Origin of the sequence: Chelativorans sp. YIM 93263 (assembly GCF_028767125.1) — a bacterium.
Taxonomy (GTDB): domain Bacteria; phylum Pseudomonadota; class Alphaproteobacteria; order Rhizobiales; family Rhizobiaceae; genus Chelativorans.
Genome location: NZ_JAKCWP010000005.1, coordinates 304,019 through 328,201 on the forward strand (window position 1 = coordinate 304,019; position 24,183 = coordinate 328,201).

24 protein-coding genes and 1 tRNA gene are annotated in these 24,183 nt (G+C 59.3%); 9 read left to right on the top strand and 16 right to left on the bottom strand.

The window, feature by feature from the left end; genetic code table 11:
* Positions 1-235 precede the first annotated feature (235 nt).
* Positions 236-394: a hypothetical protein gene (locus tag LY631_RS12895; RefSeq protein WP_274425824.1), complete on the top strand. Its 159-nt coding sequence runs from the start codon at positions 236-238 to the stop codon at positions 392-394.
* A 200-nt stretch (positions 395-594) separates the two neighbouring features.
* Here LY631_RS12895 and LY631_RS12900 read toward each other — a convergent pair whose 3' ends face one another.
* Positions 595-897 carry a hypothetical protein gene (locus LY631_RS12900; protein ID WP_274425826.1) on the bottom strand — a complete coding sequence of 101 codons (303 nt, stop codon included), beginning with the start codon at positions 895-897 and terminating at the stop codon, positions 595-597.
* 14 nt (positions 898-911) lie between these two features.
* Entirely contained in the window at positions 912-1,295 is a 384-nt protein-coding gene (locus LY631_RS12905) for a DUF427 domain-containing protein (RefSeq protein WP_274425827.1), read from the bottom strand.
* Between the two features lie 132 nt (positions 1,296-1,427).
* Between LY631_RS12905 and LY631_RS12910 the strand changes: the two genes are divergently transcribed.
* The 4 genes from LY631_RS12910 to LY631_RS12925 all read left to right on the top strand — a co-directional run bounded on the left by LY631_RS12910 (position 1,428) and on the right by LY631_RS12925 (position 4,781).
* Positions 1,428-2,006, top strand: a complete 579-nt coding sequence (locus tag LY631_RS12910; RefSeq protein ID WP_274425828.1) for an HPF/RaiA family ribosome-associated protein — start codon at positions 1,428-1,430, stop codon at positions 2,004-2,006.
* Positions 2,007-2,152: 146 nt separating this feature from the next.
* The gene (locus LY631_RS12915; RefSeq protein ID WP_274425829.1) at positions 2,153-3,208 is read left to right on the top strand and encodes a sodium:calcium antiporter; all 1,056 of its coding nucleotides are present in this window, start codon (positions 2,153-2,155) and stop codon (positions 3,206-3,208) included.
* Between the two features lie 62 nt (positions 3,209-3,270).
* Positions 3,271-4,068: a hypothetical protein gene (locus LY631_RS12920; RefSeq protein ID WP_274425830.1), complete on the top strand. Its 798-nt coding sequence runs from the start codon at positions 3,271-3,273 to the stop codon at positions 4,066-4,068.
* Positions 4,065-4,781 (top strand): metallophosphoesterase family protein, encoded by a 717-nt coding sequence (locus LY631_RS12925; protein ID WP_274425831.1) that lies wholly within the window; start codon positions 4,065-4,067, stop codon positions 4,779-4,781. Before LY631_RS12920 ends, LY631_RS12925 begins: the two co-directional genes overlap by 4 nt.
* A gap of 627 nt (positions 4,782-5,408) precedes the next feature.
* Here LY631_RS12925 and LY631_RS12930 read toward each other — a convergent pair.
* The 3 genes from LY631_RS12930 to LY631_RS12940 are packed head-to-tail and all read right to left on the bottom strand — an operon-like array spanning position 5,409 to position 10,213.
* Positions 5,409-6,944 carry a SpoVR family protein gene (locus LY631_RS12930; protein WP_274425832.1) on the bottom strand — a complete coding sequence of 512 codons (1,536 nt, stop codon included), beginning with the start codon at positions 6,942-6,944 and terminating at the stop codon, positions 5,409-5,411.
* 12 nt (positions 6,945-6,956) lie between these two features.
* On the bottom strand, positions 6,957-8,264 hold the full coding sequence (locus LY631_RS12935; protein ID WP_274425833.1) for a YeaH/YhbH family protein: 1,308 nt from the start codon (positions 8,262-8,264) through the stop codon (positions 6,957-6,959).
* On the bottom strand, positions 8,264-10,213 hold the full coding sequence (locus tag LY631_RS12940) for a PrkA family serine protein kinase (protein ID WP_274425834.1): 1,950 nt from the start codon (positions 10,211-10,213) through the stop codon (positions 8,264-8,266). Before LY631_RS12940 ends, LY631_RS12935 begins: the two co-directional genes overlap by 1 nt.
* Before the next feature lie 354 nt (positions 10,214-10,567).
* Between LY631_RS12940 and LY631_RS12945 the strand changes: the two genes are divergently transcribed.
* Positions 10,568-11,542: a hypothetical protein gene (locus tag LY631_RS12945; RefSeq protein ID WP_274425835.1), complete on the top strand. Its 975-nt coding sequence runs from the start codon at positions 10,568-10,570 to the stop codon at positions 11,540-11,542.
* Between the two features lie 59 nt (positions 11,543-11,601).
* On the opposite strand, the gene LY631_RS12950 is transcribed toward LY631_RS12945, so the two are convergent.
* Together LY631_RS12950 and cpdR are read right to left on the bottom strand one after the other, a co-directional pair.
* Positions 11,602-11,676 (bottom strand) — tRNA-Val (locus LY631_RS12950).
* Between the two features lie 83 nt (positions 11,677-11,759).
* Positions 11,760-12,122, bottom strand: a complete 363-nt coding sequence (gene cpdR, locus LY631_RS12955; protein WP_274425836.1) for a cell cycle two-component system response regulator CpdR — start codon at positions 12,120-12,122, stop codon at positions 11,760-11,762.
* A 337-nt stretch (positions 12,123-12,459) separates the two neighbouring features.
* On the opposite strand from cpdR, the gene LY631_RS12960 reads away from it, so the two are divergent.
* On the top strand, positions 12,460-13,356 hold the full coding sequence (locus tag LY631_RS12960; protein WP_274425906.1) for an N-formylglutamate amidohydrolase: 897 nt from the start codon (positions 12,460-12,462) through the stop codon (positions 13,354-13,356).
* A gap of 13 nt (positions 13,357-13,369) precedes the next feature.
* Here the strand turns inward: LY631_RS12960 and LY631_RS12965 are convergent, their stop codons facing one another.
* The gene (locus LY631_RS12965; RefSeq protein ID WP_274425837.1) at positions 13,370-13,768 is read right to left on the bottom strand and encodes a RidA family protein; all 399 of its coding nucleotides are present in this window, start codon (positions 13,766-13,768) and stop codon (positions 13,370-13,372) included.
* A 240-nt stretch (positions 13,769-14,008) separates the two neighbouring features.
* On the opposite strand from LY631_RS12965, the gene hisN reads away from it, so the two are divergent.
* Positions 14,009-14,782, top strand: coding sequence for a histidinol-phosphatase (gene hisN, locus LY631_RS12970; protein WP_274425839.1), 774 nt, complete (start codon positions 14,009-14,011; stop codon positions 14,780-14,782).
* 46 nt (positions 14,783-14,828) lie between these two features.
* Here hisN and LY631_RS12975 read toward each other — a convergent pair whose 3' ends face one another.
* Positions 14,829-15,857: a DNA topoisomerase IB gene (locus tag LY631_RS12975; RefSeq protein ID WP_338000433.1), complete on the bottom strand. Its 1,029-nt coding sequence runs from the start codon at positions 15,855-15,857 to the stop codon at positions 14,829-14,831.
* A gap of 234 nt (positions 15,858-16,091) precedes the next feature.
* On the opposite strand from LY631_RS12975, the gene LY631_RS12980 reads away from it, so the two are divergent.
* Complete coding sequence (locus LY631_RS12980) at positions 16,092-16,319, top strand: hypothetical protein (protein WP_274425841.1); 228 nt, start codon at positions 16,092-16,094, stop codon at positions 16,317-16,319.
* Here the strand turns inward: LY631_RS12980 and LY631_RS12985 are convergent.
* Genes LY631_RS12985 through LY631_RS13015 form a run of 7 tightly spaced genes read right to left on the bottom strand, consistent with a single transcriptional unit; the run spans position 16,303 to position 24,001 of the window.
* Positions 16,303-17,310, bottom strand: coding sequence for a UDP-glucuronic acid decarboxylase family protein (locus LY631_RS12985; protein WP_274425842.1), 1,008 nt, complete (start codon positions 17,308-17,310; stop codon positions 16,303-16,305). The two genes, LY631_RS12980 and LY631_RS12985, sit on opposite strands and share 17 nt — an antisense overlap.
* A gap of 9 nt (positions 17,311-17,319) precedes the next feature.
* Entirely contained in the window at positions 17,320-18,414 is a 1,095-nt protein-coding gene (locus LY631_RS12990) for a CgeB family protein (RefSeq protein WP_274425844.1), read from the bottom strand.
* Positions 18,411-19,505, bottom strand: coding sequence for a CgeB family protein (locus LY631_RS12995; protein ID WP_274425845.1), 1,095 nt, complete (start codon positions 19,503-19,505; stop codon positions 18,411-18,413). Before LY631_RS12995 ends, LY631_RS12990 begins: the two co-directional genes overlap by 4 nt.
* Positions 19,505-20,635, bottom strand: coding sequence for a CgeB family protein (locus tag LY631_RS13000; RefSeq protein WP_274425846.1), 1,131 nt, complete (start codon positions 20,633-20,635; stop codon positions 19,505-19,507). Before LY631_RS13000 ends, LY631_RS12995 begins: the two co-directional genes overlap by 1 nt.
* Complete coding sequence (locus LY631_RS13005) at positions 20,632-21,789, bottom strand: glycosyltransferase family 4 protein (RefSeq protein ID WP_274425847.1); 1,158 nt, start codon at positions 21,787-21,789, stop codon at positions 20,632-20,634. Before LY631_RS13005 ends, LY631_RS13000 begins: the two co-directional genes overlap by 4 nt.
* Positions 21,786-22,892: an NAD-dependent epimerase/dehydratase family protein gene (locus tag LY631_RS13010; RefSeq protein WP_274425848.1), complete on the bottom strand. Its 1,107-nt coding sequence runs from the start codon at positions 22,890-22,892 to the stop codon at positions 21,786-21,788. Before LY631_RS13010 ends, LY631_RS13005 begins: the two co-directional genes overlap by 4 nt.
* Positions 22,889-24,001, bottom strand: coding sequence for an NAD-dependent epimerase/dehydratase family protein (locus LY631_RS13015; RefSeq protein ID WP_274425849.1), 1,113 nt, complete (start codon positions 23,999-24,001; stop codon positions 22,889-22,891). The genes LY631_RS13010 and LY631_RS13015 overlap by 4 nt, the downstream gene beginning before the upstream one ends.
* Positions 24,002-24,183: the final 182 nt, after the last annotated feature.

Consider the following 24,183-nt stretch of genomic DNA (forward strand, 5'->3'; position numbering starts at 1 on the left):
TAATCAAAGGAACTTTGTCCGGCCCGATCGATTGTCCGAACATGGTTCGCAGAATCTCTAAATTCTTCCGCAGCCTCTTCATGGAAGTGCTCCCCGGATGGTTCGTGCGCTCGAAGAAGGGCATGTTCGCCGTGCCGACGGCTCACAGAAAAGGGCATCACCCGGGCGGAACCAACGGGTCGACCTCCCGTTCCGATAGTGAGAAGCGTTTCCACGGCCCTAACGGAGCACCTTGATGATCGAATATCTCTGGTTCTTTGCCGTGGCGATTGCACCGTTCCTGGTTTTCGCTGTGGTCATCTACGCACTTCTGCGCCGTCGTCGGCTGAGCGCGGGCGAGCAGGCAGAACGGGACGAAAAGACCCGGGAGCTCTTCGAAGACCGCCACCGCTGATAACACAGTATGCTCGCCGCGGTGGTTCTTCATTCTCGTCCGGATTTGGAAGCGGCGTTTCATCAGGCAGTTGGTCAGGATCCGGTTCACGCACCGGCTCCGGTTCCGGAAATGGATCCGGCGGTGGGGGCGGTGTCGGATCGGGGAGTGGCGTGGGGCGTGGACCTGCGAGCATCACCTCCTCCTTCGTTTCCCTGCTTTCAGAAGATCACGAACAGGCCGACAGCCAAGACGACCAGCGCGGCGCCTACGATCATCAACCCATAGGCCCAGAACGCGCCGGAATCCCGCCGTGACGGCGCGTGTCCCAGGCTTCTGTTCTGCGCTTCCAGGTGCCGTTCACGAGGACTTGGTGGATTCCCCGCGGCTTCATCATCCGAGCCAAGGGGCGCGGCTGCCGGATCGGAGTAGCGTACCTTGTCGTGCGTCTTTCCGCTGTCGATATCAGCACGAAGCCGATCCGTCGTGGGCGGGTCCGTTTTCGGCGCGGGTTTTTTGGACAACGGCTATCTCCGGCTTACGGCGTGTGCGGCCGGTGAACCAGGTCACTCTCCGGAACCGCTTCTATCTGCACCTTCGACGGATCGAATGCACCATGCTGCCGGATCGTGCTGAGTTGGGGCGGCGGCTGGTCATAGATCCACATGATGTCGTCTTCGGCCTCTCCCACCGCTACCACGCTCCAGTACCGCGCATCTCCCTTCAACGGGCAGTGATAGGTCGTCGATGACGGCGCCAGATATTCGAAATAGATGTCGCGGAAGGGAACGTAGAAGACCGGGTCGTGCCCCTCTTCCCGTAGCAGCAGAGCATCGTCCGTCGAAGCGATCATCGCGTTGGAAAACCTGACGTTCACGGTGCCGCGAAAGGGTTCGACCACTACTTTTGGCTTATCGGTCATGGGATTCTCCCATTTCTCTCCAGAATCAACGCCAACGGCTCTTCTAGGTTCCGGACAATGCGTCTCGGAACAACTGTTCCCGGCGGGGGTTTAGAGGAAACCTCTCAACTCGGATCAGCAGGCGAAAAATCCATGGAAATTCCGCTGCAAATCGCATTTCACAAGGCCGAAAAGTCAGACTGGGCGGAGAACGAAATCCGCGCCCGGGTCGAGAAATTGCAATCCTATTACGATCGCATCGTGGGTTGTCGCGTGACCGTGGATCAGCGGGCCCGAAACGTTGAAGGTACGTTGCCGCCGGTCGTGCGCATTGAAATCAGCCTGCCGGGAAAGGCGCCGCTCGTTGTCGCCTATGAGCCAGAGCGGCTTCAGCAGAAATATCAGCGCCCCGAACTCGGCAATGCCATAAACGATGCCTTTTCCATAGCCGAGCGCCGTCTTGCGCGGCTGAAGGAGGAGCGCGACGGCCGCAACAAGGACGGCCATCACGATGCGCAGAACCAGTTCTTCGGGCAGATATCGCAGCTCTATCCCGATGAAGATCACGGTTTCATTATGACCATGGACGGCAGCAATCTCTACTTCCACCGCAACGCCATTCTGCAGGGCGACTTCGACAAGCTCCGGGTCGGCGACGAAGTGCATTACGTGGAGGAGGTCGGTGACACGGGACCGCTGGCAACCAAAGTGCGCACCGCCACGCGAAACTGAGGAAAGGCTCCCCGCCTCCACAGTCGCCGGATGAGTGCCGTCGATGGGCACGGCCGACGGACTCCCTCGCGTTGCAATCGTTCTCGAAAGACTGCCTTCCTAAGCTGTTTAATAGGGGAGACGAATGACTGATCTGGCCGGTTGCGATGCTTGAGTTCGTTAATCTTCCTCTGCCGGCCAATTTGGTGTTGTTCGCGGTTGCTGCTGTTGTGGTGCTGTTCGCCGGTGATCGGCTTTCGCGCTACGCCGACACGATCAGCGGGATAACAGGTATCGGCCACGCGACGATGGGGCTGATGTTGCTTGCCGGGGTCACATCGCTCCCCGAGATCGCCGTCACGGTGACGGCGACCCTCGATGGGCACTCCATTCTTGCGCTTAACAATCTTTTTGGAAGCATCGCCATGCAGGTGGCGCTGTTGGCCGCCGTGGACTTCACGGTCGGTCGTCGGCCTTTAACGGCAGTCGTGCCCGAACCCGCCGTCATGCTGGAAGGTTCACTGAACATTCTGCTGCTCGCCATCGTCGCATGCGGCATGGTCGTGGGCGACATGCTTTTCCTTGGCGCCGGATTGTGGGCCTGGGCTTGTTTGCTGGGATACGTTGTAAGCGCATGGATACTGTCGAGCGAGGAAGGGCGCGTTCCCTGGGTCGTCGCACGGCGCGGCGAGCCCGAGCATTCGCTGATCGACGAGGTCGAGTCCTACAGGGATCCACGCGGCCGCGAAGCCCCATTGCAGCCGGTGATCTATAAAACTGCCCTGGTCGCCGCCGCCATAGTGATAGCCGGTTTCGTGGTAGCGCGTTCCGGGGAAGCGATTGCCGAGCAGACGGGGCTCGGAGAGAATTTCATCGGCTTCGTCCTGGTTGCCATCTCGACCTCCTTGCCCGAAGCCAGCACGGCCCTTGCGGCCGCGCGACACGGCCACTTTATTATGGCGGTTTCGGATATTCTCGGCACGAACCTTCTGAACGTCGGACTGGTTTTTCTGATCGACATCCTGAGCGCCGGACAGCCAGTGCTCACGGCGGCGGGTACATTTCCTACCTTCGGCGCACTTTTGGCAATCGTTCTCCTTGCGCTTTTTCTTGCCGGCTTGACCGAGCGGGTGGAAAAGCAGGTCTTCCGCCTGGGTTACAATTCCATTGCCGTCCTTGCGATCTATTGCGGCGGACTCATGCTGCTCTTCCAGTTGCGTTGACTGTAGATCGGAACCGCGATGGCGGCCGAGGATTGTCCTGAAACCAGAACAGGAATCCGTCGATGACCCAGGACCCTAATGACGAGCGTTTTCCCGAAGCGATGAATGCGCGCGCGGCGCCTATCCTGGACAGTGCCGAGGCCGAGGCATTTTATGCCGACGCGATCGGTGAGCTGATTCGAGCACACATACCCTTTCTCGTTGCGGGCACATTCGCTGTCAGCGCTTACACGGGCATTTCACGGGCGACGAAGGATCTGGATATCTTCTGTAAGGCCGGGGACTGGCCACGGGTACTTTCCCATTTCAAGGATCGCGGCGATACGGTCTACATCGAAGATGAACGCTGGCTGGGAAAAGTCGCCCACGGACCCGCATTCTTCGATGTGATCTTCGCCTCCTCCAACGGGACGACGCCGGTTTCCGATGAATGGTTCAAGACCGCGTGCAAGAGCAATGTGCTCGGTCATTCCGTGCAGCTGGTCGGCCCGACGGAACTCGTCTGGTCCAAATGCTTTATTCAGAACCGGAACCGCTATGACGGCGCGGATGTTGCCCACCTCATTCTGCGCGCCCATGACGAGATTGATTGGAAGCGGCTCCTGCAGCACATGGAGGTGCATTGGGAAGTTTTGCTGATCCATCTTCTGAATTTCCGATGGATTTACCCCAGTGAGCGGGATCGTGTGCCGGAATGGCTCATGGACGAATTGCTCGACCGCCTTTCGCATCAGCGCGAGCTTCCACCACCGCAAGTCCGCATTTGCCGAGGCCGCATGTTTTCAAGCGCCGATTATGAAATCGATGTTCGCGAATGGGGTTACACCGATCTTGATGGAGAAAGCGGAGGCAAGCCATGACGGAAGCAAAGGTGAAAGTTGCCGCCATTGCGGATCTCCACATCAAGGAGGACGGAAGTGTCTCCTATCGGTCGCTCTTCAACGAAATTGCACGGGAAGCCGATGTGCTGGTCATCGCAGGTGACCTGACGGATCTCGGCAAACCCCAAGAGGCGGAGCTTCTCGCAGAGGATCTGCGCGGCTTCGGGGTTCCGGTCGTGGGGGTGCTGGGTAATCATGATTATGAGTGCGATGCGGTCGAAGAGGTGTCGCACATTCTGCACGATGCAGGCGTGCACCTGCTCGACGGGCAGACTGTGGAGCTCAACGGCGTGGGTTTTGCCGGAGTGAAGGGTTTTGCCGGCGGTTTCGGCAAGCGTATGCTGGGCTCTTTCGGCGAGCCGGCGATCAAGACCATGGTGGCCGAAACCGTCTCCGAGGCGATGAAATTGGAAAACGCGCTGCGACAGCTCGAAACCGAACGATCCCTCGTCGTCCTTCACTATGCGCCGATCCCGGCGACCGTGGAAGGCGAGCCGCCGGAAGTCTATCCTTTTCTCGGTTCTTCCCGGTTCGGCGAAACCATCGACCGGTTCAATGTCAGCGCCGTGGTACACGGCCACGCGCATCACGGGGTCCATGAAGGCAAGACGCCGGGTGGCGTGCGGGTTCTCAATGTCGCCCAGGATGTCGAAAAGCCATCAGGACAGCCTTACGCGATCATCGAATTGTGATGGTGTGCGTCGCAAAGTGGGATAACAGGACAAGCAGTTCTAAAGAGAGCCGCCGTAGGAGGGTGCCAGAGGTAAGCGTACTGGACGCCTTCACGCTCCAAGCAACAGCCAAAGTCCGCCGAAGATGGTAAGAGCAACAACAATCAAAATAGCGGTCCTACGTGATCTCCGTGCCGCTTCTTCCCGCGAAATAATCTCATAGGCTCCTTTCTGATCAACCCTCATTCCTTTTTCGCCGTCTCTAAGTTCAAAATGGCGCTCTGTCTCGTTATGCCACATAAACCAATTTCCTGTCTGTTCAGAGATGAGGCCCAAGGTATAAATCTTAGACGATGACTGAAGAATGAAAAGACCCTGAGGACCAGTTGCTTGCCGACATATTTCGGTGCCACCGATGCAAGCATGCGATCGACCCAGAAATCCACGCGATGGAGTGGTTCATCTCAAGAGAGAGCCTAAAGGCTACCTGAACGATCTCGACCTTGATGGCGGGCCGAGACTTTTTCCTGCGGGTTTGAAAGACCTGTTATTGAATACAGCAGATGTGCAGCAATCGAGGCCGGGGAAATTCAAGAATGACTTTGCAGCGATTTGTAGGCGCTGCCACAAAGCAGCGTTCGTCGGCCCCTACTGCGCCGAGCACTCGTAAAGCAGCCTTTCAGAGCCGGCTTCACGCCCGACAAGCGAGACATCGTAGCCCCAGAGGCGGCGGATGTGGCGCAGGGTTTCGTCTCGGCTGCGTTCTTCCAGAAGCACGCCGTTTTTCACATTGTGCTGGAGGCGCAGATGGCGGTCACCAAGCATATTGACGTCGGAAACTTGTATGTCCGGAAGGTTAACGCCCACGTCGTAGCTGCGGGCTAGCGCGGCACGGACCTCCTGATAACCGCGCTCATTGTGGATCGATGCAATCTCGCAATAGGGTTCGGTCGCGTCATCCGTCAGGCGGAAGAGCCGGAAACGCCGGATCACGGCGGGGCTTAAATATTGCAGGATGAAAGACTCGTCGCGATGGTTCTCCCAGGCGTCAAGCATGACTTCGCGCCAATCGCCCGTCCCGGCGAAATCGGGAAACCAGTGCTCATCCTCCGATGTCGGTTCGGTGGAGATGCGTTGGATGTCCTGCATCATGGCAAAGCCAAGCGCATAGGGGTTAAGGCCGGGGTAGCGCGGATCGTCGAAATCCGGCTGGAAGACAACGTTCGAATGGCTCTGCAGAATCTCCAGCATCGTGCCTTCATCAATCTTGCCCAAGTCAAAGAGCCTGTTCATGATGTAATAGTGGACGAACGTGGCACAGCCCTCGTTCATCACCTTCGTTTGGCGCTGAGCATAGAAATATTGGGCGATAACGCGGACGATCCTGAGGATCTCACGCTGCCAGGGCTCCAGGACGAGACTGTTTTTCTCAAGAAAATACAGCAGGTTTTCCTCCGGCAGCTTCAGCGCCTTTTTGCGCTCGGAGGCGTTTTCATCCTTCCCGTCCGGTTCCCCTTCACGCGCGGAAGGCGGCAGGGTTCGCCACAGGTCGTTGTAGCTCTGTTCCTCATACTCCAGCTTCTCGCGTATGCGCTCGCGTTCCTGTTCTGAGGAGAGGCGCGGCGGTCGGCGATAGCGGAAAACACCTTGGTCCATCAGTGCATGTGCTGAATCCAGAATGGACTCCACGGCCGCAGTGCCATGGCGTTCCTCACAGCGGGCAATGTATTTCTTGGCGAAATCCATATAGCTCAGGATGGCGCCAGCATCCGTCCAGCGACGGAAAAGATAGTTGTTCTTGAAAAAATGGTTGTGGCCGAAGGAAGCATGAGCCGTCACCAGGGCCTGTATGGCCATGGTGTTTTCCTCCATCAGATACGTGATGCAGGGATTGGAGTTGATAACTAGCTCATATGCCAGGCCGCGATAGCCTTTACGATAATGGTGTTCCTCAAAGACGAAGCGTTTGCCGAAAGACCAGTGCTGATACATCAGCGGCATGCCGACCGAGGAATAGGCGTCGAGCATCTGTTCGGATGAGATTATCTCAAGCTGGTTGGGATAGACATCCAGCTTGAGCTCCTCGAGCGCTATTTCCTCGATCGCGTCATAGGCGCGTGAAATCCGTTCGAAGTTCCAATCGGACCCCTGAAACAGCAGGTTTGAGGATGTGCTTGCGTCCATGACACTCACCTCTCACCTGGTAGTGGTGGGTTGGCGCGAAAAGAGTCTCCGGAAGACAGGATAAATCTCCGCCGGCCGGGCAATCCGCGTCATCTGGAAATTTGGCCACTTGTCCGCGACCGTGCAATAGGCCCGCCAGAGGGAGGTGCCATTTTCCGTCGTCCCAAAAATTTCCGTCTCGCGCTCGTCGATGATTTCGACATAGGCGTAATACTGGCAAAGGTGCATCAGCTCTTCGTTGAGCATCGCGGTGCAGCGCTCGGAATCACCGGCGATGTTGTCGCCGTCCGAAGCCTGAGCCGCATAGATATTCCATTCGTTGGAAGGATAGCGTTCACGGATGATGTGCTGCATTTCCTCCAGCGCGGTGGATACCACGGTGCCACCGCTTTGCGTCGAGTAGAAGAAGGTCTCCTCGTCCACCTCGCCCGCTTCGTGCGTGTGGCGGATGAATACGATGTCTATCCGGTCATAGCGCCGCTTGAGGAACAGGTGCAAAAGCACGAAAAAGCGCTTTGCAAGATCCTTTTCGCGCTCGCCCATGGAACTGGAGACGTCCATGAGACAGAACATCACCGCGCTTGCATTGGGAAGCGGCTGCGGCTGGAAGCGGTTGAAGCGGATGTCCACCGGATCGACGTAGGGAATAGTCTTGAGCCTGCGCTCCAGTTTTTCCAATTCCTCGCGAAGCGCGTCTATGCGCTTACGATTTTCCGGCGTGGACGGTAGCGATTCCAGCCGGTCGATCTCCGCCTCGATCGTCTCCAGAGTCTTGCGCTTTGGCCTATGGAGAGCGATGCGCCGACCGTAGCTGTTGCGCATCGTCCGCGCGACATTGATGTTGCTGGGCGCCCCGCTTGTCGTGAGGCCGGCGCGGCGCGGTTTATAGGCGACCGCCTCCTTCAGGTTCAGCTTCACCATATCGGGAAGCTCGAGATCCTCAAAAAAGAGATCGAGCACTTCCTCCCGGGAGAGCACAAAGCGGAAATCGTCTTCGCTCTCGCCAGTTCCGGCGCCACCGCCTTTACCTCCACCGCCGGAACCCTGTTTTGGAATACGGTCGCCGGCGGTGAATTCCTTGTTTCCCGGCAGGACGAAGTCCCGCTGGCCGCTGCCGGAAAAATTCTGAAAACTGGGCTCGCTCGTGTCTTTCGCGGGCATGGGCACGCTGTGCTTGTCGTCCACATCCGCGATTTTGCCGGATTTCACCTGCTCCTTGATCGTGCGCTTCAGCTCTTCTCGCGCCCGCTTGAGGAAGCGCCGCCTGTTGCCGAGGCTTTTATCCTTCGGGTTGAGGCGGCGGTCTATGAAATTCGGCATCAGCCCGCCTTGTTGACCCGCATGTACCAATCCACGAGGCGGCGAACCTGCCTTTCGGTATAGCCGCGCTCGACCATACGTTCCACGAAGTCGGCATGCTGCTTCTCAGTCTGCGAGTCCTTCTTCGAGCCGAAACTGATCACCGGCAACAGATCCTCGACCTGGCCGAACATGCGCTTTTCGATCACTTCACGCAGCTTCTCGTAGCTGGTCCAGGAAGGATTGCGGCCATTGTTCTTGGCGCGGGCTCGCAAGGTGAACTTCACCACCTCGTTGCGGAAGTCCTTCGGATTGGCGATGCCGGCGGGTTTTTCGATCTGCGAGAGTTCGCTGTCGAGAATTTCCCGGTTAAGTATTTGGCCGGTGTCCGGATCCTTGAAGTCCTGATCCTCAAGCCAGGCATCGGCATAGGCGATATAGCGGTCGAAGAGATTCTGGCCGTACTCGCTGTAAGACTCCAGATAGGCTTTCTGGATCTCGTGGCCTATGAACTCCGCATAGCGTGAAGCCAGCTCCGACTTGATGAAGTCGAGATAGGCGGCCTCGGTCTCCTTGGGAAACTGCTCGCGCTTGATCGCTTGCTCCATGATATACATCAGGTGCACTGCGTCCGCGGCGACTTCCTTGTTGTCGTAGTTGAACGTCTCAGAGAGCACCTTGAAGGCGAAGCGCGTGCTGACCCCGGTCATACCCTCGTCCATACCGGCCGCATCGCGGTATTCTTGAACCGACTTGGCCTTAGGATCCACGTCCTTCAGGTTCTCGCCGTCATAGACCCGCATCTTCGTGTAGAGCGGCGAGTTCTCGTGTTCGGTCAATCGGGTTGAGACGGTGAAGCGGCTGAGGATTTCCAGCACTTCCGGAGCGCATGGTGCGTCCGACAGCTCGCTCTCCCTCAAAAGCTTTTCGTAAATCTGCCTTTCTTCGGTGACGCGCAGGCAGTAGGGCACCTTCACCACGAGAATACGGTCGAGGAAAGCCTCGTTATTCTTGTTGTTCTTGAACTGAAGCCACTCCGACTCGTTGGAGTGCGCCACAACGATCCCTTGAAAAGGAAACGCGCCGAAGTTCTCCGTTCCGTTATAGCTGCCTTCCTGCGTTGCGGTCAGCAGCGGATGCAGCACCTTGATCGGTGCCTTGAACATCTCGACGAACTCCAGCAGCCCCTGCGTGGTGCGGTTCAGTCCGCCGCTGTAGGAATAGGCGTCCGGATCGGCCTGGCTGTAATTCTCAAGCTGACGGATATCGACTTTGCCGACAAGCGCGGAGACATCCTGGTTGTTCTCGTCGCCCGGCTCGGTCTTGGCGATGCCAAGTTGGCGCAGACGCGAAGGGGTAACCTTGACGACACTGAACTTGGAGATGTCGCCACCTAGTTCGTCAAGCCGCTTCGTCGCCCAAGGGGAGATGAGGCCGGTCAAGCGCCGGCGCGCAATGCCGTACTTGTCCTCCAGGAGGTCGGCCATACGATCGGGATGGAAAAGCCCGAGGGGTGATTCGAGGATGGGACTGATCTGCCCGTTAACGGCGAGCGTATAGATCGGCCGTGCTTCCATCAGCTTCTTCAGCCGCTCGGCAAGTGATGACTTGCCGCCGCCAACGGGGCCCAGCAGATACAGGATCTGCTTGCGTTCCTCAAGCCCCTGGGCCGCGTAGCGGAAATAGCCGACGATACGCTCGATCGTATCCTCCATACCGAAGAAGTCGGCGAAGGCCGGATAGATCTTGATCGTCCGGTTGGCGAAGATGCGCCCCAGCCGCTCATCGGCGCTGGTGTCGATGAGCGTCGGCTCTCCTATGGCATCCACCATCCGCTCTGGAGCGGTGGCGTACATGGATTTGTCGTCACGACAGGCGAGGAGGTATTCTTGAAGACTCATCTCCTCGCGCGCTGCGCTGGTGTAGATCTCGGAAAAGAGATCAAAGACTTCTGATTCACTCCCTTGCATCACACCCTCTCCCGACAGGCGGTTGGTTGGAACGGGCTGGGTGCCTGTCGGCTCCTGACGTGAACGGTTTGGCGGCCCTCAAGGTTCCGTTCCAGATGCCCATCTCGCGTTCTCATTCCAAAAAAATTGTGCGGAACGAGGAGCATCAATGGTGGAGTCAGCCGAACCTTGAACGTGGACCTTGCGCCTGCTGCCGATACCGACTTCAATAGCCCCACCAGCGATTTTCTCGTTCTTAGATTAAGAAAGAAGATATGAATCGAAAATGGCAACATCTTGTTATCTGCTTCAATCTCTGAGCACTTTTTCTTTATCCGATAGTTTCGCCGCCGCTGAAGAGATGCAACATTCCTGATGTCTCAGACCGGCATCGCCATTTCCATTCCGCCGCTTTCATGGGCAGCCCGGCATGGGCGAGTACTTCTGATAGCTGGCCTTGCCGTAGGGATCGCTCTTCCGGGACTTGCCGTGGTCGTCAAGCCCTGGCTGAGCGAACTGGTGGCGCTGCTCTTATTTCTCGGCGCTCTGCGCGTCGGTCCCCGCCAGGCGCTCGGCGCCTCGCGGGATGTAGGGTTTTCCATCGGCGCGGTTGCCGCCTTTCAGCTTTTCCTGCCGGTGGCTTTTGCTTCGATCTTTTTGGTGTTCGGCTGGCACAGTCCATTGGCGACCGGGCTTGTTCTGATGGCGGCAGCGGCTCCGATCTCGGGAAGTCCTCAGATCACGGCCATGCTGGGCCATGATCCTGCGCCCAGCTTGCGTCTGCTGGTGGTCGGGACGGCGCTTCTTCCGCTGACCATCATTCCCGCCTTCTGGCAGACCCCCGCACTGGACGACATGGCCAGTGTCTTTGCCGCGGCCGGGCGCCTCTTTGCCCTCATCCTCGTTTCGACGGGCCTCGCCTTTTTTGTCCATCGCTTCGTTCTGCGGGCCGAAAATCAGGAGACGGTTCGGGCAATCGACGGGCTTTCAGCGATCGTGATGGCGGTCATGGTGGTCGGGCTGATGTCGGCTGTCGGTCCAGCGATCACGGGCAACCCAGCCGGTCTCGCGCTCAACCTCGCTGCTGCCTTCGGCGCATGCTTCGCCCTGCAGATCGCGACGGCTCTTTTTCTGCGCATTGTGGGCAAGGGCGAAATCGCCGTTCCCGTTGCAACGGTGATGGGCAACCGCAATATTGCCCTATTCCTGACGGCCCTTCCGGCAACGATCACAGATCCGCTGCTTCTTTTCATCGGCTGCTATCAGATTCCGATGTTTTCCACCCCGATCCTGCTGCGGGGATTTTACCGGGCTGTCGTCGGGCGAACAGATGGCGGCCGCCAAGTGTAGGCTGGACAATTCCGGCGCGTCCGTCGCGTTCGACCTTATCGATTTTCCTGGGGGTTGGATGGTGGGCGTGACAGGGATTGAACCTGTGACCCCTACGATGTCAACGTAGTGCTCTCCCGCTGAGCTACACGCCCATCCGACGCGCGCATAGACCACAAATTCTTGAGCGGCGTCAATACCTGTTTGGAGCCTTCCGTGGTTCTAATTATTAAAGGCCTTATGCCGCCTGCAGCATCTTCTCCACCTCGCTCACCAGCTCGCGCAGGTGGAAGGGTTTGGAAAGGACCTTTGCATCACGCGGTGCATTGGAATCAGGGTTGAGAGCCACCGCGGCGAAGCCGGTGATGAACATCACCTTCAGATCCGGATCGATCTCCGTTGCGCGACGCGCAAGCTCGATCCCGTCCATTTCCGGCATGACGATGTCGGTCAAAAGAAGCGAAAAAGGCTCCTCGCGCAGGCGGCCATAGGCATCGGCACCGTTATCGAAATCGATCACCTCGTAGCCAGCGCGTTCGAGCGCTTTAACCAGGAATCGACGCATGTCATTGTCGTCTTCTGCAAGAAGAATTCGTGCCATGATCGTTTCGAAGCAACCCCGTTCCCCGGACTGTGGCCGGCTGCCAACTTGCCGCTATATGAGTGAAATGCCGTAAATATCAAGTGAAAGATGTCTTGGCTGCATCAACGCCTGTGGACGGATGGTTTTTGGAGCGCGATTTTCCTCAAACCCTTGAGGACAAGGGAAATTTCATTCCTGAATGCATCGAATCTACTTGGCGGTGGTCGCCACCGCACCGCGCTTCTCTCTTGTTCAGCAACGAAATCTGCACGTCGCCACAGAACCGGATCCGTTCGTGCGGCTTAGTCTGGACAGGAATCGGCGCAAATGGCAGGCTTTGCAAAAAGGGAAAATGATGGACGTACTGGCGGATTTTACCGATGTTCCGGCTTTTCAGGTAACCGGCGCTGAGCGGCAGCGGGAGCCCTTTGTTTTCAATTCGCCGCATAGCGGGCGTTATTATCCACCGCGGTTTCTCGCCATGAGCCGGCTGGATGCGACAGCAATCCGCCGTTCCGAAGACTCCTATGTGGATGAGCTGTTCGCCGCCACTGCAAAAGCCGGAGCGCCGTTGCTCAGCGCGAATTTCCCGCGTGCCTATCTGGATGTGAACCGCGAACCCTGGGAACTCGACCCGCGCATGTTCCGCGAGCCGGTGCCATCCTTTGCCAATATCCGCTCGTCCCGTGTGGCCGGGGGGCTTGGCACGATCCCCAAATTGGTGGGCGAAGGTCTCGACATTTATGCGCGGCGCCTGCCGCTCTCGGAGGCGCTGGCGCGGATCGAGGACATTTACAAGCCGTATCACGCCTGCCTGGCCGAATTGCTGCTCAAAACGCGCGAGACGTACGGCTATGCAGTGCTGATCGATTGCCATTCCATGCCGGGGAGTGTGCGTGCCGGCGACGCCGGGAATACCCGGCCTGATTTCATCATTGGCGACCGTTTTGGCTCATCCGCAGCCGCCATGCTGACCGACCGCGCAATTACGCTTTTGAAATCCCGCGGATATTGCGTAGTTCACAACAAGCCCTACGCGGGCGGTTTCATCACAGAACATTACGGCCGGCCGTTCGAACACATTCACGCACTACAAATCGAGGTCAATCGCAGCCTCTATATGAACGAGCGCACGTTTGAGCGGCTGGACCATTTCCAAAACCTGGTGAACGACATTCGCGATTTCGTTGAGGAGTTGACCGCGTTTGCCAACCAATCCTTCCCGTCCGTGCCCCCCATCGCCGCCGAGTAAACGGCCATGGCGGCTAAACGATAGCCTCGGCTTCAATCTCGATGAGCCACTCCGGTTCGGAGAGCGCCGACACGATGATCCATGAGGATGGCGGCGGGTCTTGAGGGAACCGTTCGAGCAGTGCCTCCGCTATGGGTTCCTGATCGTCCCGCGCGATTTCCGCTATATAAATCCGCAGCATAACAACATCCGACATGCTGGCGTTGGCTTCACGCAGCAGGAGTTCGATATTGTCGAGCGCCTTTTTCGTCTGCTCGCCAATTCCGCCCTTCACTGTCTTCTCATCGGCATCGACACCGACCTGCCCCGAAAGAAGCAGGCGGCGGTTGCCTTCGACCAGGAGCCCTTGACTGAAGCCATGTTGCAGACTGTTGAATACAGTTTTCGGATTGATGGACGTGCGTTTGCTCAAGTCAGTAACCTCGAAAGATCTCCCTGGAGACAACGAGAGTGTTCGCGTGCTCAGTGGATGTGAACTCGACCAAAAAAGGACCGCATCGTTTACACGACACGGTCAAATGTCTAGGGAGGAAACGCCCAACATGGGCAGGACAGAATCACTGTCCCAATGCAAGTGTATGGCGCCGCGTACTAGTGTCAAGTTCTGGCAAAAATTTTCAAAAGACCACAACAGTATTGGGGAGCAGAAATCGTGAATCCTACACCAGAATTTTTGCGGCGGCTTGCGGCCGCGGCGGCTGACCAGACGTTACCGCGCTTTCGTGGAAACGGCGCGGTGACCAACAAGCAAGATGCCGGTTTCGACCCGGTAACGGAGGCCGACCGCGAGGCAGAGCGGGCCATCCGGACGCTGATCCGCGAGGCCTATCCCGCGCATGGTATTGTCGGGGAAGAATTTGGTGCGGAAAACGCGGATAGCAGCCACGTCTGGGTCATCGATCCGATCGACGGGACGCGTGCCTTCATCTCCGGCCTCCCGCTCTGGGGGACCCTGGTGGGGATGACAGCAGACGGGACGGCCACCGCCGGGCTAATGTCCCAGCCTTTCATCGGCGAACTTTTCTACAGCAGTGGCGATGGCGCGCATTACGAGGGACCGGGTGGCGCTAGGCGGCTTTCCACGCGTGAGACGACGCACCTTGCGGACGCCACACTCTGTACGACGACACCGGCACTCTTCGACGCCAGACGCCGAGCGCTCTATGACAGGGTGGAAGAAGCGGTTCGCCTACCGCGATACGGGACGGATTGCTATGCGTATGCCATGCTGGCGGCCGGTCACGTGGACTTGGTAATCGAGTGCGATCTGAACTCCTACGACATTGTCGCGCTCATCCCGCTTGTAGAGCAGGCCGGCGGGGTTATCACCACTTGGGACGGGGCGAGAGCCGAGTCGGGCGGCGATATCGTGGCCGCTGCCACGCCCGAGTTGCACGCGCGGGCTCTTGAATATCTGCAGGGGTAAGTGGGCCGGAGTGGGACAGACTTGCGCGGCGGCCAAATCTCGGACGCTAAGCGGCCTGACTCCGCAACCACCGCAGCACGAGCGACTCGTCTTGGGTGAGCCCCTTAAGGGGCTTTCCGAAACGCCGCCTCATCTCCGTCATCTCATCCGGCAGCCGCCCGTCCTCCCAGGCGTCGATCACGGCAGGATGAATATAGCACCGGCGGCAAACCGCACGCGTGTTGTGCAACCGCCGGGCAACATGATCGATCATTTCATTGAGCCGGCGGATGGTTTCCCGCTTCGTCTTGCCCGGCGGTTCCGTGGACAGAAGCATGGCGGCCGCCCGTGTTGCGCCCCACGTTCGAAAGTGCTTGGAAGTAAAAATCTCCCCCGCATGGGCGTGGATGTAGGCGTTCACATCCTGTGAGTGCACAGGATGGCGCTCGCTATTTGCATCTAGATACTGAAACAGGTGCTGTCCCGGCAGTTCCTGGATCGTCCGCACGATGCGCGCTATGCGGCGGTCGACCAGCTTCAATCTCCACTCCTGCCCCGATTTTCCGACAAAGGAGAAACGCAGGCTGCCGCCTTCCACGGCAACGTGGCGGCTTTCGAGTGTCGTCAGGCCGAAACTCATATTCTCGCGCCGATAGCTCTCATTGCCGATCCGGATCATTGTATTGTCCAGCAACCAGACGATGGAGGCAATGGCACGCTCACGCGGCACCCCGCGCCGCGCCAGATCCTGTTCCATCTGCCCACGCAACTTCGGCAGCGTCTCGGCAAAAGCTATGAGCGTGGAGAACTTTGCCTCATCGCGGCAGGCGAGCCAATTGGCATGATAGCGGTATTGTTTACGCCCGCGCTGGTCACGGCCGGTGGCCTGAATGTGGCCGTCGGGATCGGGGGAAATCCAGACGTCCTTCCAGGCCGGAGGAATGGCGAGTTTGCGAATACGCGCAAGGGTCTCCGCGTCCGCAACGCGCGTGCCGTCCGGTGCGAGATAGGTGAACCCCGTGCCGGCGCCTCGCCGGCGTATGCCCGGCTCGCTGTCACTGACATAGGTGAGTTGAGCCCGACGCGCGGCCTCCACCGGATCGTGGACCGCCGGTTCGGAGAAAACCAGAGTGTTCAGCTTACGCCTCCTCGCACCGGCGTCAAAATTATCGTTGGTCGCGTTAAATGTGCAGCTATGCCTATGGTTCCACTTGCCCGCACCGACGCTACGTTTTTGGAGGATAACTGGGGTAAAGCCGTCAGCTGGGTTGCGAAACTAGCGACAAGACCACAAGTCTGGGCATGAAGGGCGAAGGAACTGGGGTACTTTATGACGCGAAAACGCGATCCGCGCACACCGTCTGCGCGGCCGACCGAGGTCTCTTCACCCGATCTCGGTCTGCTCCTCGAAGAAATCGAGAAAGAGCCGGTCCCGGAACGGCTGCTCGAACTCGCGCTGACGCTGCAGAAGAGACTGGCTGAAAAACGCCGGCGGGAAGAAAGCGCCGGCGCGCCTGGTAACGATCCTGTTATCACACGGGTCAGGCAGTCTCCGTAGCCCACGCCCGTCTTTTTCGGCCGGGCTTATCTTCTGACAGCCTGAACCAGGCAATCGTATCCTCAAGCCCCTCGGGCAGGGAAATATGTGGCTGCCATTTGAGCAGCTTTTTTGCGCGGCGAATATCCGGCCGGCGCCGGCGCGGGTCATCCTGCGGCATGGGACGCCGCACCAGGGTTCCAGCTCCCGGGACCATCTTACGCACGAGCGCAGCGAGCTCGCTCACCGTAAACTCGCCCGGATTACCCAGGTTGACCGGTGCCTTCGGGTTCGGCATCACGCCCATCAGCGCGATCAGTCCCGCCACCATGTCCGATACATGGCAGAAGGAGCGCGTTTGCCGGCCGGTACCGTAAATCGTCAGCGGCTCGCTTTGCAGTGCTTGATTGATGAAGTTCGAGACAATACGCCCATCATCGGCCTGCATGCGCGGTCCGTAGGTATTGAAGATGCGTGCCACCCGCGCATCCACTTGCCCGAGCCGAAGATAATCGAAGCACAAGGCTTCAGCCGCCCGCTTCCCCTCGTCATAGCAGGCGCGGGGACCGGTGCAATTAACATGACCCAGATAGTCTTCCGGCTGCGGATGCGTTTCGGGATCGCCGTAAACTTCGCTGGTGGACGCCTGAAGAAAACGTGCGCCGTGCTTTCGCGCCAGGGCCAGAAGGTTGTTCGTGCCCACCACGCAGGTCATCATCGTGTGTATGGGATCGGCCTGATAGCGCGGCGGAGAAGCTGCACACGCGAGATTATAGATTTCGTCCAGAGGCTCGTTGATCTTGAGCTGGGCGCAGATATCATGCTGAATGAGCTGGAAATCCGGATGGTTTTCCAAAGGCGCGATATTGCTTCGCGCGCCTGTCAAAAAACTATCCACGCAAATAACCCGATTTCCGTCTGCCAATAGCGCGTCGCACAAGTGCGACCCGATGAATCCCGCGCCGCCGGCAACGAGAATTCGCTTCCCCACCCTCTTGTTGATGGCATCCATCAAGCGCTCCTATCCCGTTTTTGCCAATCGTGTTTCCCCGCCGGCTTCCAATAGTACCCGTACCAGCTCTCGCGCCCGCACCTTCCCGATATGGCTGCGAATAACGCGCGTATGAGCGGCACGCCCCTTGGCTTGCCGGATCTTCTCCGGCATTTCTGTGAGAGCTTTCACCACCGTGTCGGAATCATCAGCGATCAGGATCGCCTCGCCGTCGGGAAAGATCTCTTCAAGCCCCTCCCAGCGATCACTGATCACGGGCGCGGCACAAGCCGCAGCCTCAAAGAGCCTGACGCTGGGCGACCATCCCGCTTTCACCATGTCTTCCCGCGTCACATTCAGCGTGAAGCGCTGGCGGCTGTAGAAGGATGCATGCTCCTCCGGCGGCAAATGGGAGATGCGTTCCACATTCTCGGGCCATTCGATATCGTCCGGATACTGCGCGCCGGCAATGACAAAGCGGCACTGCGGTAATCGCCGCGCCGGTTCGATCAACAGTCGCTCGAGCGTCGGCTGACGGTCTGGGCTATAAGTGCCGAGATAGCCGAGATCCCAAATCTGCGCTTCACCAGTCGGCGCGTAGGCATCCGCATCGACCGAGCAATAAAGCGCTTCGGCACGTTGCACCCCGAAATCGTTCTCCAGCCGATCAAGAACCTTTCCACCGGAGAACGAAAAGTAGACGTCGAGAAGCGGCATCTGCCGTCTCGCGAGAAAATCCTCCTCGCCGCGCTCGAGGGCGGCGAGGGTGACCGGCGTGTCGATATCGTAGAAGCACATCAGGCGCGGACCGATGTCGAGCACCCGGTCTATGACGTCCACGCCCTCTGGCACGTAAGAACCGACGATCACCGCGTCCGCGTTGCGAATTGCCGGAATGAAACGATCGAGGTCCTCGAGCGCCCGATAGTATGCCAGCCGGCAGAAATCCGGTTCCGGCAGGTCGCGGCTATTGGCGTACCAAGGCACGTCACGCTCCAGAAACAGCACTTGATGCCCTTCGGCATGCAGGCCCCGCAAAAGCGCACGATAGGTGGTTGCGTGCCCATTTCCCCAGGAAGAGGACAGCGACAGTCCCAGTACCACGATGGAGAGAGGCCGGCTCATTCGGCTGCCTCCACGTGCGGGCGCTGAACACGTTTCGTAATGATCTTGTGCACCTCTGCCGCGCGATGGGCGTAGGTGTGATCACGCATGATCCGCGCCCTTGCTCTCTGGCCGACCAGAGATGCCCTTGACGGACTGAGCTCGGAGAGAATTTCGGCCACGTCCTGTCCGTCGCGGGCAGCGAAGACTTCCTCGCCTTCCTTCAGGAATTGGTCAAGCCCGACCCAGGCATCGGTGATGAGGCAGGCGCCCGCGCCCGCTGCCTCGAAGACACGTGTAGCAGGCGAAAAGCCGTTCTCCGCCATGCTGGCGCGGCTGATATTGAGCACCGCCTTCGGCGTAACGTTGAAAGCGTTATGATCCCGCGTCGAAACGTGGCCGATATAGCGCACGTTGGAACTCATCGGCTTGTCGCGCCAACCAGAGCCGCCGAGCAGGAACTGCTGATCGGGAAGTTTGGCCGCGGGGTCCAGGAAGAACTCTTCCACCCGTGCCTCGCGATCCGGCAAGCGGTTGCCGAGAAACGCCAGATCACAACAGAAGCGGTTATCGGGGCGCACCGGATGGTGCGTATCCGGATCGAGTGCATTGTAGATGGGAACGCATTCGCGGGCACCTAGTGCTTGGAACCCCCTTACGACCGGGTCGCCACCACCATAGGTGAGCACCAGGTCGACCCTGCGCAAGTACCGGTGTAGGGGATGATGCGGGTCCTGCTTCAACTCCGCCAGGGTAGCGGGAGCGTCTACATCCCAGTAGATCTTGAGCGCGTCCGGCCGGGCGGCAGCGAACACCTGCTCCATCAGAGCATCGTCCTCGAAACCAACGCCGCTGGCCTTCACCACGACGTCGGCTTCACGCGCCCTTGCCGCAGCTTCCTTCAGTGCGTTCCGCGTGCCTTCGTACACGACGACGCTGCACCAAGTCGGGGGGCAGATATCGCGATGCTTCTGCCGGTCATAGACATCGGGTTCGTAGAAGGTGACCTCGTGCCCGAGGTTTGCGAGCTGGCGGATGAGGCCGCGGTAGTAGGTGGCTGCGCCGTTCCAGTAGGACGATAACAGGCTTGAACCGTAAAAGGCGATCTTCATTACTCGGCGGCCTCCCTCAAAGCCAATTCTCTTCGAACCTTCGTGCTTCCGTGCCGGGAGAGCGCATCGAGCAACTCGTCCACCCTGTGGGAGCACGTGTGCCGGCTGCGGATCGTCTCCAGTCCACTCTCGGCGAGGCTGGCGGCAAGTTCCGGATCGTTGAGAACGCGTTCGATCCGGGCCGCCATTTCCGCGCCGGTGCCGGCGTAGAGGAAATCCATACCGGGCCGGAAGAGTTCCTCCACATCGTTCCAGGGGGCCGAAACCAGCGGAATCCCGCAGGCCAGCGCCTCGAATACGCGGATGGTCGGGATCCCAGGAAGCGCATCGACATACGGTTGTCGGGGTATGTGAACCGTGGCGCGGTGGCGTGCGAACGCACCCGGCACATCGTGATTGGCGATCCAGCCGCCGTATGAAAGGCCTGCTCTTTGGAGCGCTTCCAGCGCCTCGGCAGGATAGCGCACGCCGCGCACGGTGCCCGCAAGCCCCAGTTGCGCCGCCGGCTCGATCAGGTATTCCTTGATTTCCGCCGTGCGCTCATCGTCGCCCCAGTTCCCGATCCAGATCAGGTCGGCTTCTTTTTCTTCCTGCGGCAGGGGACGGAAAAGCCGCGTATCCGCTGCCTCATGCCAGGTAACCACTTGCCGGCCCCAACCGGTGCTCAAATAGCGCTGGCGCAAGGTCTCACCGAAGGCGAGAATGAGGTCGTAGTCCTGGAGCTGCAGTTCCGCGATCTGTGGCTTGGCCGAAACGGCACGATGATGTGTGTCGTGGAAGACGAGCGTAAATGGCCCGCCCTCCCGGCGCGCTCGACCGATGCGTGCGACCAGCGCGGGATCGGTCCACTCGTGGACAAAAACGACATCCGCATCCGAAAGCGCGGCTTCATGCTCGAACGCCGGCCCGTAGGACTCCCAGGAGAGCTCGGGGAAGCGCTCTGTGAAGCTTCGGATCGCGCTCTCGCCCTGCTCCCGCAGAAGGTTGGTCCGGCTCCATCCGTCCTCCGGCTCCAGGGCGATGGCCCTATGCCCCCGGCTGACAAGCTCACGCATGACGCCGCGGAGAAAATGCGCATTGCCGTGGTTCCAGTCGGAAACGAGCGAATGCGTGTAAAAGACGAACTTCATGCTGCCCCCGCGTCCGCTGTCTCGACGAGTTGACGGTAAAGAGCGGCCATACGGCCCGCCTGCACGTCAGGCGTAAAACGACGCGAGCGCGCCAGCGCCCGTGCGCCCATTTCCGTACGCAACTCCGCATCCTCGGCAAGCCGGTTTACGACCTCGGCCAAAGCCTGCGGATCATTTGGATCGAAGAAAAAGGCCACCTCGCTCCACAATTCGCGATAAGTAGGAATGTCGGAAAGCACGAGCGCAGCACCGGCCCTCGCTCCTTCGAGCGCCGCCAGGCCGAACGGTTCATAGATGGAAGGCGAAACGACGATGTCCGCCCGCCGGGCGTGATCCAGAATTTGCGTATGCGGCACCTGTCCCAGATGCCGGGCATGGGCTAGATTGATCGACTGCCCATTCGGACCCTCCGTCGCTCCCGCCATAAGCACCGGCCAGGAAGCCTCGGCGGCGGCTTCGTCAAGCACACGGGCATTCTTGCCTTCGTCCCACCATCGGCCGGCGGCAAAGATGAAGGGCTCCTTTTCCAACCCCTGCAGAAACGCGCTGAGGGAATTATTGACGACGTTGATCCGCGGCTGCTCGCCATAGCAGCTTGCAAGCGCCTGCGCGTGGCTTCCGCTGGGCGCAACCACGGCGTCCGCACGTTTCATGCCGTCGGCGTTCTGGCGCTTCATCCATTCCCAGCTCTCCGGCAGCGGACCGGAGCGCATGGCATTCCACCAGGTAACCACGCAGGAGTGTGAGGTGACGAGAACCGGCACTCCGGCCTCGATCTCGGCGGCCTGGGAGGGAAGATTGAGGTGCAGAAGCTCCGCGCCTTCGTCTGCTGCCAACCGGCAGAGCCGTTTCGGCAGGTTTTTCAACGCCGCAGGATTTGGTGCGATCCAGTCCAGTGGCTCATCGAGCCAGACCACTTTGCCGAGACGCTCGGCTTCGGTTGTCTGGTCCGCTGAAGGTTCAGGCCCCAGGCCCGCAAAAACCAGCTCTACATTGTGGGCCACTAGCCCGCGCGCCAGTTCCATCGCATAGCGCCAGACACCGCCGACGGCGTCGACTGTCATCAGCACCCGGCGGCGCTCACCACGGCCGAACTGGGATGTATAATCGATCGGCGCACCTGTACTGGCTCCTGTTACGCGCAGCATGGTCATGCGGTCAGCCTTTCCTCTTCGGACGAACGCCCGAGACCGCGCACATCGCGAAGCCATGCAAATAACTGCCGAAGACCTTCACGCCAGCCGATCGTCGCGCTCCAGCCGAATTGGCGCCGAAGCCGCGCGGTGTCCGAAACGAAGTAATGCTGGTCACCAGGGCGCCAATCGGCCCACTCGACCGCAGGCTTTAATCCGGTAATATGACGGATTTCCTGCAGCACGATGCGCAGGCTTACCGCATTGTGCATGCCGCCGCCCAGGTTGAAAACCTGCCCATGCGCCGTGTCGATGTGATCCAGTACCAGGCGGTACGCCGTCACCGCATCCGCGACATGAAGGATGTCGCGGACCTGCTTGCCGTTGCCGAAGACGGTGATCGGCTCTCCCTCCAGCGCGCGGATCAGGAAATGCGCCACCCAGCCCTGATCTTCCGTGCCGAACTGGCGCGGGCCATAGACACAGCTCATGCGCAGCACGGCAGTGGGAATGCCGAAGGAGGCGGCATAGTCGACCATATATTGATCGGCAACGCCCTTGGAGCAGCCATAGGGGGTGCAGAAGGAAAGTGACCGGCTTTCGCTGATCCCCTGGTGCTGCACATCCCCCGAGATCGGCATGCAGCTGTCGTCCAGCTCCATCATTTCCAGATCTTCGAGCGCGCCATAGACCTTGTTTGTGCTGGCGAAGATGACGGGTGTACGCCGGCCTGCCCGCCGAAGTGTCTCCAGGATATTCAGCGTGCCGCGCGCGTTGACCTCGAAGTCCTCGAACGGATCGGACAGGCTCGTCGTCACGGCAGTCTGGGCGGCGAAATGAAATACCGCACCCGCTTCCTTCAACACCGGCTCGATAGCTTCCAGATCCCTGATGTCGGCGATAAGCGGATGAACCCGCTCCCCGTAGTTGGCCTTAAGCCAGTCGAGATTTTGCCTCACACCAGGCCGGCTGAGATTGTCGAGAATGACGACATCCCTGCCGTCGCGCAAAAAGCTCTCCGCGACATTGCAGCCGATGAAGCCGCTGCCACCAGTAATGACGACCGGTGCCGCTCTTCCCTCCAAGGCCGGAGCGGCCAGTCCGCTCTGAGTGCTGCCGCTCATGACACCAGCCCTCGTTCTTCCAGTTGCCGGCGCATCTGCGCGGCTTTGTCCACGGCGCCCGTCGTACGCACCCAATCGGCAAATTCACCCACCGCGTCTTCCAGCCGTCGCTCCGGCTCGAATCCGAGCAGTTCCTGCGCTTTCGAAATATCGGCAAAACAGTGCCGAATATCACCGGAGCGGGCCTTGTTGAGAATCTCCGGCTCCAGGTCGGGCAGCCCCATCGCTCCTGCGACGAGTTCCGCAACCTGCTGGATGGAATAGGCATTTCCACTGCCGATATTGATGACCTGTCCGTCGGCACTCTTGCGCTCCAGCGCCAACCGGAACGCCCGCGCGACATCACGCACATGGACGAAATCCCGCTTCTGCCGGCCGTCTTCAAAGATCAGCGGCGGCTCACCGTTGGCAAGTCTGGAGGCGAAATTGGCCAACACGCCCGTATAGGGATTGGAAAGAGCCTGTCCCGGCCCGAACACGTTGAACAAGCGCAGCGCGACGGTCTCCACGGGATAGGCCTGCCCGAAGATCAGCACCGCCCGCTCCTGCATGTATTTGGTCAAGGCATAGATCGAGGCGAGATCGACCGGCTTCTCCTCGTCGGTGGCAATGGGAGAAAGCACACGGCCGGCGCCGTCGACGGGATCCCATTCTCCCGCCTGCAGCCGTTCCTTCCGGCGGCTTGCACGATCATACCGCTCGCCGTCTTCCCGCTCGTAGGCACCTTCTCCATAAACACTCATAGAAGAGGCGACGACGATCCTCTCAAGCGGGTGGTCGATCAGGCACTCAAGAAGAACGGCGGTGCCGAGATCGTTTGCGCCGACATAGCGGGAGATCTCGTACATCGACTGCCCGACGCCCACCTCGGCAGCAAGATGCACCACAAGGTCCACATTCTTCAAAGCCCGGCGCACCAGTTGCGGATCGCGGACATCGCCGAGATAATACTCCGCCCGCCGGTCGCCTGGTGGTGATCCTTCGTCCCCGTGCACCTGCTCGACCAAGCTGTCGAGAACCGAAACCGAGTAGCCGTTATCCAACAGCTCTTCCGTTACGTGCCGGCCGATAAATCCGCAGCCTCCGGTGATCAGCGCTTTTTTACCCACGGTTGCTCCTGCTGATGATGAAGAAGGTTGGGGGTCAAACATCGGCCTAACCTTTTTGTTCCGCGTGTCTTTTCAGTGTCTTTTCAATGAGCCGGCAAGACACTGCTTCCATCACAGGAACATTTTTGTCCCAGCAGGGTTCCTCATCCGCACATGGGCCAGCCTTGTGGCCTCGCCATTTG